1 protein-coding gene and 1 pseudogene are annotated in these 1,803 nt (G+C 72.9%); both read right to left on the bottom strand.

All coding sequences use genetic code 11. The features are described 5' to 3' along the window. A pseudogene (locus ACWD0F_RS52040) lies at positions 1–440 on the bottom strand (glycosyl transferase); the annotation flags it as partial. 19 nt (positions 441–459) lie between these two features. Further along, the gene (locus tag ACWD0F_RS52035; protein ID WP_449890573.1) at positions 460–1,734 is read right to left on the bottom strand and encodes an activator-dependent family glycosyltransferase; all 1,275 of its coding nucleotides are present in this window, start codon (positions 1,732–1,734) and stop codon (positions 460–462) included. Positions 1,735–1,803: the final 69 nt, after the last annotated feature.

Genomic DNA, 1,803 nt, shown 5'->3' with positions numbered 1-1,803 from the left:
GCGGCGCCGCTGGCTTTGGCGGCGATGGGGGCGGCGAAGGTGAGCGGCTCCCAGATGATCAGATCGGGTCGCCACCAGCGGGCGAACTCCACCAGATCCGCGACGATCGGGAAGTTGCCGTACCGGTGCCAGATCGCGGCCGCCTCGGCCATGCCGGGCTTGAGATACTCCCAGGTCGCCTTGGCCGGGTCGTCGAAGGCGTCGTACGGCGGCGGGATCCCCGCCCGGGTGGCCTCGACCTCGTCCTGCTCATCCGTCATCTGCAGATCCCGGTCACGCCCCACCGGCAGGGCGGTCAGCCCGGCCTGCGTGATCACCGGGGCGAACGACGGCTGGCTGGCGACCCGCACCTCGTGCCCGGCGGTGCGCAGCGCCCACGCCAGCGGCGCCATGTAGAGGAAGACGGTCTTCGACGGGTTCAGCGCGAACAGCACACGCATCTTCGGCGGTCCTTCCCGGTCAGCCGGCGGACCGGTGCTTGACGGTGAGCTCCTCCAGCCGGGCGACGAGCTCGTTCGGCGAGGGCAGGGCGCGGATCTCGGCCCGCAGCCCCGCCGCGCGATCCGCGAACGACGGCTCCCCGAGCAGCCGCAGCACGCCCTCCCTGACCCGTTCCCCGGTGGCCTGGTCGGCGCGGATCGTCAGCGAGCCGCCCTGCGCGGCGGCCCGGCGGGCCAGCTCGGGCTCGTCGAAGTCCCACGGCACGGTGAGCTGCGGCACCCCGTGCACGGCCGTGGTCAGCAACGTGCCGGGACCGGCGTGGTTGATGACCAGGGAGCAGGTGGGGACGAGCGCGTGCAGCGGCACCCACGACACCACCCGGGCGTTGTCCGGCACGGAGGTCAGCCCGCGCTGCGCCGACTCCGCGAGGGTGGCCACGACCTCCACGTCCAGGTCGGCCAGCGCGGTGAGGACGTCCTGCACGTCGGCCGCGTAACCGGCGAACCGGTCGGTGGCGGTGGTCCCCAGCGTGAGGGCCACGCGCGGGCGCTCCGGCTCGGCCCACAACCACTTGGGCACCACGGCGGGGCCGCCGTAGGGCACGTACCGCATCGGCACGTAGTCGAGGCCGGGCGCCTCCATGCTGAGCGAGGCGGGCAACTGGTGGACCGTGAACTGGCCGGTCAGCAGGTCCTCGCCGAACTCCGAGCCGTACTTGCGGGCGTACGCGCCCAGCCAGCCGGCCATCGGATCGGCGCGCAGGTCCTCCGGCTGCCGCTCTTTCAGGCGCAGGTAGTGCCCGCGGGCGACGCCGAAGACGTCCACGCTCCACACCAGCCGGGCGTGCGCCGCGCCGCACGCCTTGGCCGCGATCCCGCCCGCGTACGTGTTGGACTCCCAGATCACCAGGTCGGGCCGCCAGGACCGGGCGAACTCGGTCAGGCCGGCGATCAGCGGGAAGTTGTCGAGCTGGTGCCACTGTTCGAGCAGGGTCGCGTAGCCGGCCCGCATCGGCTCCCACGCGACCGCCGCCGGGTCGACCGCCGCGTCGTAGGGCGCGGGCAGGCCTGCCCGCTCGGCCTCCACCTGCTCGGGGCTCAGCTCCGCCATCCGCCAGGTGGACGGGTCACGGCCGACCGGCACCGCGGTCAGGCCCGCCTGCGTGACGACGTCGGCGAACGTGGGCTGGACCGCGACCCGGACCTCATGGCCGGCAGTGCGCAGGGCCCAGGCCAGCGGAACCATCGCCTGAAAGATGGTCTTGTCTGGATAGGTGGTGAACAGGATGCGCATGGTGGTGGGTCTCCTGCGTCAGCGGTGTTCGGTGGTGAGGTGCTGGAGGTGGGGGATGAGTTGGTTGGG

The sequence above is a fragment of the Nonomuraea sp. NPDC002799 genome (assembly GCF_053592075.1).
Note: the sequence above shows the minus strand (reverse complement) of the source record. Positions and strands in the feature narration are given on the sequence as shown.